Annotated in this window: 3 protein-coding genes; 2 read left to right on the top strand and 1 reads right to left on the bottom strand. The window is 72.7% G+C overall.

What is annotated here, in order from left to right; genetic code table 11:
* The first annotated feature begins 261 nt into the window (after positions 1-261).
* A complete protein-coding gene (locus tag AC3EN4_RS28220) occupies positions 262-2,328 on the top strand; it encodes a PQQ-dependent sugar dehydrogenase (protein WP_435209202.1) in 2,067 nt (688 codons plus the stop codon).
* Between the two features lie 175 nt (positions 2,329-2,503).
* Positions 2,504-3,577 (top strand): glycerophosphodiester phosphodiesterase family protein, encoded by a 1,074-nt coding sequence (locus tag AC3EN4_RS28215; protein ID WP_435209200.1) that lies wholly within the window; start codon positions 2,504-2,506, stop codon positions 3,575-3,577.
* Positions 3,578-3,693: 116 nt separating this feature from the next.
* Here the strand turns inward: AC3EN4_RS28215 and AC3EN4_RS28210 are convergent, their stop codons facing one another.
* Positions 3,694-5,997, bottom strand: coding sequence for an AfsR/SARP family transcriptional regulator (locus AC3EN4_RS28210; protein WP_435209198.1), 2,304 nt, complete (start codon positions 5,995-5,997; stop codon positions 3,694-3,696).
* Between the last annotated feature and the right edge of the window lie 3 nt (positions 5,998-6,000).

Genomic DNA, 6,000 nt, shown 5'->3' with positions numbered 1-6,000 from the left:
CCCCCCCCCCCCCCCCCCCCCCCCCCCCCCCCCCCCCCCCCCCCCGCCGCCACCGTCCCCGTCCGGCCCTGCTCCGCCGATCGCGGGCCCGGTCCGACCCGTGCGCCCTGTTGACGGGATTTGTCCTCGATCGAACGAGATCGTTGACATGTGCCGGGAATCCATCTTTGATGGTCGATGTTGCCTTCTCGTCGGTCTGGTCGGGCGCTGGTCGCCCGGCGTGGGGGTCGGGCCGGTCGATGCCCCGACCCTGGAGGACGGATGAGGATCTTCGCGCGGCGCAGACCAGCACAGCTCGTGGCGTCGATGGCGGTGGCGGTGCTGGTGGCCGTGACGCTCGGTGTGCCGGCGTCGGCGGCCGGCCCGTCGACCGTCGTCGGCGCGGCGTCCGGTCGGTGCCTGACCGTGGTGGGCGGCGGCCGGACCGCCGGCACCGGCATCTCCATCAACGACTGCGCCGGGCAGGCCAGCCAGGCGTGGACGTTCACCACCGCCGGTGAGTTGCGGGTGTACGACGCGGCGATGTGCCTGGACGTGGTCGGCCAGGACACCAGCGCGCCGGCCGCGCTCCAGATCTACGGCTGCACCGGCGGTGCGAACCAGCGCTGGCGGGTCAACGCCGACGGCACCATCGTCGGCGTCCAGTCGGGACTCTGCCTGGACGTGACGGGCGCCGGCACCGCCAACGGCACGACCGTCGGTCTCTGGACCTGCAACGGGCAGGCCAACCAGCGGTGGACGACCTCCTTCGGCAGTGCCGACAGCCAGCCACCCACACCGCCCGGCAACGCGCGGGTGAGCGGCCTGACCTGCAACTCGGTGACGTTCGCCTGGAACGCCTCGACGGACAACGTGGCTGTGGCGTTCTACGACATCTACCACGACGGCCAGCTCATGACCTCGGTGAGCGGCAGCACCCTGTCCGCCAACCTCACCGTCGTGCCCGGCGCGACCTGGGGGCTGTACGTCAACGCGCGGGACGCCGCCGGCAACGTGTCGCAGGCCAGTTCGACCGTGACGATCACCCCGCCGCAGTGCCAGGCCGACACCGTGCCGCCGAGCACGCCGACCCAGCTCACCGGCACCGCCTCGGGGACCACCGTGACACTGCGCTGGACCGCGTCCAGCGACAATGTCGGAGTCCGGGCGTACGACGTCTACCGCGGCGGCGTGAAGATCGGCGCCGTCATGGGCGCCCCACCGGTGACGACGTTCACCGACAGCGGCCTGACGGCGAACACCGCGTACCAGTACCAGGTGGCGGCCCGCGACGGGCAGGACAACGCCTCGGCGCGCAGCACCGCCGTCACGGTGCGCACCGGCGGCACCTGCGCCAACCCGGTGTGCACGGTGCGGCAGGTCACCACCGACACGGACGTCCCGTGGGGGTTGGTGACGTTGCCGGACGGCACCGTGCTCTACAACCGCCGCGACGCGCACGACATCGTCCATCTCGACCCCACCACGGGGGCGAAGACCACCGTCGGCACCGTGCCGAACGTGCAGAGCACCGACGGCGAGGGCGGCCTGCTGGGCCTGGCGATCTCGACGAGTTTCGCCAGCGACCGGTGGCTCTACATCATGCACACCTCGTCGAGCGACAACCGGATCGTGCGGATCAAGCTGGAGAACGACCGGCTCACGACCGCCGGCGAACAGGTCCTGCTCACCGGGATCCGCCGCAACAAGTACCACAACGGCGGCCGGCTGCGCTTCGGCCCGGACGGCAAGCTGTACGCCAGCACCGGTGACGCGCAGAACGGCGCCTACGCCCAGGACCGGGCCAGCCTCGAGGGCAAGATCCTGCGACTCAACCCGGACGGCAGCGTCCCGAGTGACAACCCGTTCGGCAACTACGTGTGGAGCTACGGCCACCGCAACCCGCAGGGGCTCGCGTTCGACTCGCAGGGCCGCCTGTGGGAACAGGAGTTCGGCAACTCGATCATGGACGAGACGAACCTGATCACCAAGGGCGGGAACTACGGCTGGCCGGCCTGCGAGGGCACCAGCGGCACCTGCGGCACCGCCGGTTACATCGCGCCGGTGCGCACCTATCCGACCGCCGAGGGCTCCTGCTCCGGCATCACCATCGTGCGCGACGCCCTCTACGTCGCCTGCGCCCGAGGAGCGCGGATGTATCGCGCCGTGATCAGCGGCAGCAGCCTGACCAACGTGCAGACGTACTTCAGTGGCACCTACGGCCGGCTGCGCACCGTGGAGCCGGCCCCCGACGGAGGGCTCTGGCTCACCACCACCAACACCGGTGACAAGGACAGCACCCCGAACAACAGCAACGAGCGCGTCCTGCACGTGACCCTCGGCGGTTAGCCGGGGCGTTCGCCGACGGTCACCGCACCACCACGGTGACCGTCGGCGGGCGGCAGGATGCTCTTGAGGTTCGGCGAGCGTTCACGCTCCGCTCGCGGCCAGGTCATCGCGGCCGACCGTCTCCCACCTAGCGTGACCAGGTCATCCGCACCTGAAGAGCTGAGGTTTTCGCGCCATGTCCCTGCGTCACCTGCTGGTCGGCCTCGCCGTCCTGCCCGCGCTCGCCGTCCCGGCGGCCGCGCACGCGTCGACCGTCGACAGCGCCACCGCGCTGCTGCCCCAGAAGACCCACTTCGACCTCCAAGCGCACCGCGGTGGCATCGGCATGACCACCGAGGAGTCGCTGGAGGGCTTCGGCAAGGCCCTGCGCCTCGGTGTCACCACCCTGGAGCTGGACACCCAGATCACCAAGGACCGGAAGGTCGTCGTCACCCACGATCGCCAGGTCAGCGCGCAGAAGTGCGCCGACACCGCACCGGTCGAGGCCGGCGACCCCATGTACCCGTACGTCGGCAAGTACCTCAAGGACCTCACCCTCGCCCAGGTCAAGACCATGGACTGCGGCTACCAGCAGCTCCCGGGCTTTCCCGAGCAGGAGCAGGTCAAGGGCTTCCGGATGGTCGAGTTGAAGGACGTCCTCGACCTCGTCAAGAGCTACGGGGCGAAGCAGGTCACCCTCAACATCGAGACGAAGGTCGAGGCGGGAGCGCCCGAGCAGACCGCGCCTCGCGAGCTGTTCGTCCGGCGCGTCTTCGAGGAGATCCGCGCCTCCGGCATCGAGAAGCAGGTCACCATCCAGTCGTTCGACTGGGGCGCGCTCAAGGAGATGCACCGGCTCGCGCCGACGTGGCCGCTGGTGGCCCTGACCAACTACGACTTCCTCCAGGTCGGCAAGCCCGGCGCGTCCCCCTGGCTCGGTGGGATCGACGCCGACGACTACGACGGTGACTTCGTCAAGGCCGCCGCCGCCATCCCCGGCGTCACCGCACTGTCGCCGAACTACGGCTTCCCGCAGAACGGCACCATCGCCGACCCGGCCTTCCGCTTCTACCCCGACGCGACCATGATCGCCGAGGCGCACGCCCGGGGCCTGAAGGTCATCCCGTGGACCTGCGACGACCCGGCCACCGTGTCGGCGCTGATGGACATGGGTGTCGACGGGATCATCACCAACTACCCCAACCGGGTGCGGGCCATCATGGCCGAGCGCGGCATGCGCCTGCCGAAGAGCTACCAGCCCCGCCACTGATCCCACGTCCGGTGCCGTAATCGGCCCGGTGAGCTGCCCCGGCAGGCTCACCGGGCCGGTCCGCGCGTCACGGCTCGCCCGGAGTCACCGGCCCCCGCGCCGCCGGCGACCACCGGTCAGACCGGGTGTCCGAGGAGCCTTCTCGGCTTGCGTTGCACGGGGACACCGGTCGGACTGCGACCCGCATCCACCTCGGCCGTCCACGGTGGCTGGGCGGACGGCGTCCGCCACCGGGTCACCCGCCCTCCCGGCCCGGACGACGAGTCCGCCTGCTGTGCGGCGGTGTCGACGCCGGTCGTCGGCCCGCCGGCCGGCGCGATGCCCAACTCCCGCATCCGCTCGACGTACGTGCGGTAGCGGCGTTGCGCCTCACCATGTCGCCCGGCCGCGCGGAGCACCTGCACCAACTCCAGGTGGGCGTCCTCGTCGTACGGGTCGCGGTGCACCAGCCGCATCAGGTAGACGAGCTTCTGGTCGGTGTCCGCGGCGTGCTGGGCCAGGGCCCGCAGCACGCTGGTGTGGGCCACCTGCGCCTCCTCCCGCAGCGGCTGGGCCCAGTCCTCGTACGGGTCGTCGGCGAGGAAGTCGCCGCCGTACAACTCGTCGGCGCGGACCAGCGCGCGGGGCGCGTCCGGGTGGCCGGCCCGCAGGGCGACCTGCGCCTCCTCGGCCGCGGTGAGGAACGTCTCGACGTCCACGTCGATCACGTCGAGGTCCACCGCCACCGAACCCCGGTCGGCCAGCACCGCCCCCCGACCGCTGGTGTGGTGCCCGGTGCCGAGCACCCGGCGCAACGTGGACAGCAGCACCGACAACCGGTTCGCGGTGCGCGACGGTGACTCGTCCGGCCAGAGCAACTCCATCAGCCGGGCCCGGGGCACGGCGCGACCCCGGTGCGCGACGAGGATCTTCAGCAGGTCCCGGGCCTTCTTGGACTGCCACTCGCCGTACGGGACGACGGCGCCGGCCCGGAACACCCGGAAGTCGCCCAGGGTGTGGATGACCACCGCGGGTACCCGCAGCGTGATCGCGGTCAGCCCGTCGGCGACGCCCGGGTCGAGGCGTACCCCGCAGCGGCGCAGCTTCTGCTCGGCGCCCTCGGCGCCGCGACGGGCCTGCCGTCCCTGCAACCGGGCGGCGATCAGCCGGACGGTGGCCTCCTCGGCCGGGTCGCCCAGCTCCCGGCAGAGCGCCGCGGCGTCGTCGAGCAGTCCGGCGGACGCGCGTGGGTCGTCCGCCGCGAGCACGGTGAGCTGGAGCGCGTCGACGAGGGTGGCGCGTCGCCGTCCGACGGTGGCCCCGGTGCGGGCCTCGGCGGCGTCGAAGTGGGCGGCGGCGGTGTCACCGCGCAGCAGCGCCACCCACCCGCGCGCCAGCAGGGCGTACGGCCGTTCGGGCTCGCGGGCCACGGTGACCGCCCGGTCGGCGAGGTCCTGCGCGGCGGCCAGATCGTCGGCGGCGCGGATCCGCGCCAGCTCGGCGAGCACCCAGGCCGACGAGGCGGGGCGCGACGGGGCCGTGGCGAGCGCGCTCAGGGCGCCCTCCAACGCCTGTCGGGCCTGGCGCGGCTCCCGCCGCCGGCGGTGCACCATGCCGAGCGCGGCCAGTGAGAACGCCTCGTCGGCGGTGACTCCCGCCAACTCCCGCAGGCGAAGCCCCGCAGCACCGTCGGCCAGCGCCTCCTCCAACCGGCCGAGCTGGCACTTCGCCACGGCGGTCAGGGTCAGCGCGTACGGCTCGTAGCCGGAGTCACCCGCCACTTCGGTCAGTCGGACGGCCGCCTCGGCCTGTCGCAGCGCGTCGGCGGCGTCGCCGGCGCGCATCAGGTGGCTCGCCAGGTCCAGGTGGACCATCAGCCGGAACAGGTCGGCGTCGGCGCGGCGCAGCCCGGTGGTCGCGTCCGCCCGCCCGAGGGTGGCCGCCGCGTCGCCGGTGGCGGCGGCGAGCAGTACGACCACCCGGGCGTACGCCTGGTGGGCGGTCGGTACGCCGCACGCGTGCGCGGCCCGGGCCGCCTCCTCCACGTCGGCGCTGGCCCGCTCGATGTCGTCGTCCAGCAGGTGGTGCACCGCGGCGTGACAGTACGTCTGCACGGCGTGCGGCCCGGTCGCGCCGGTCGGCGCGGTCGCCAGGAGGGCTGTCGCCAGGTGTGGTTCCCCGGCGAGGTGGTGCCGCAGGGCCGTGCGCCAGATCTGGGCGACCGGGACGTCGGCCTCGTCGGGGCGCGCGGCGAGCAGGTCGGGTTGGGTGGCGAGCCACAGGTGTGCCGCCGTGCGGTCACCGGCGGCGGCGAGGTGCCGCAGCGCCCGCCCGGGGTCACCGCTCGTCCGTTCTCGTTCTACTGCCGACGCGTCGCCTCCACCTTCGCTGCGAGCCGGCGTCGACGTGCGCCAGGCATGGTTGACAAGGTCTCCGGACATTCA

The sequence above is a fragment of the Micromonospora sp. bgisy143 genome (assembly GCF_057708145.1).
Note: the sequence above shows the minus strand (reverse complement) of the source record. Positions and strands in the feature narration are given on the sequence as shown.

What these genes read in the sequence shown, in the direction of transcription:
- AC3EN4_RS28220 (WP_435209202.1), top strand. Translation starts at nt 262, where the DNA reads ATGAGGATCTTCGCGCGGCGCAGACCAGCACAGCTCGTGGCGTCGATG.
- AC3EN4_RS28215 (WP_435209200.1), top strand. Translation starts at nt 2,504, where the DNA reads ATGTCCCTGCGTCACCTGCTGGTCGGCCTCGCCGTCCTGCCCGCGCTC.
- AC3EN4_RS28210 (WP_435209198.1), bottom strand. Translation starts at nt 5,997, where the DNA reads ATGTCCGGAGACCTTGTCAACCATGCCTGGCGCACGTCGACGCCGGCT.